Below are 736 nucleotides of genomic sequence, written 5' to 3' on the forward strand. Positions count from 1 at the left end.
CTGTCCGTCGGCCTCGAGGACGCGGACGACCTGATCGCCGACCTGGAGCAGGCGCTGGCCCGCGCGGGATAGGTGCTGCGGGAAGGGTAGGGGGCGGCGTGGGCGTTCGGCGGCGAAAGGCGATTGCACGACCGCTGTCCGCATTCGGGCGGGCTGCTCTTAGCGAGCTCGGCGGTGTATCAGGACGACGTATCCTGAGCTGACCAGCGTGCCGGTCGCCGCCATCGCGACGACCAGCCCGAGCGGCTGCGGCGTGCCGTCGGCGAGCAGCCCGACCAGGGCGGAGCCGACGACGCCGCTGCCATACTGGGTCGCGCCCACCAGGGCGGAGACCGCGCCGGCGCGCCGGGGAAAGTCCTCCAGTGCGCCCGCCATGGCATTGGCGATGATGAACCCGGTGGTCGAGACGAACGCGAACAGCGGTACGGCGATCCCCCAGAGCCCGCCCCAGCCCGTGGTGGCGTTCACCCCGGTGACCGCCGCGCAGCCAAAGGCCGCCAGCGATCCCGCGAGTAGCATCCGGTTCACGCCGAAATACCGCACCAGACGCGCGTTGACGAGGTTGGTGGTCATGATGCCGATCACGCCGGCACCGAAGAGAAAACCGTAGAGCCTGTCCGGCACGCCGTAGTAGTCAATGTACGCGAACGGCGTCCCGGCAATATAGGCGAACATGCCGCCGTAGAAACACCCGCCCACGCCGACGTAGCCGAGCAGGTGCCGGTGGCGAATGAGC

The 736-nt window shown here is 69.4% G+C and carries 1 pseudogene; it reads right to left on the reverse strand.

Going from position 1 to position 736, the window contains the following annotated elements:
- Positions 1 to 159 precede the first annotated feature (159 nt).
- Positions 160 to 736: pseudogene (locus G7A99_RS22765) on the reverse strand (multidrug effflux MFS transporter); the annotation flags it as partial.

Source organism: Arhodomonas sp. KWT (genome assembly GCF_010993615.1).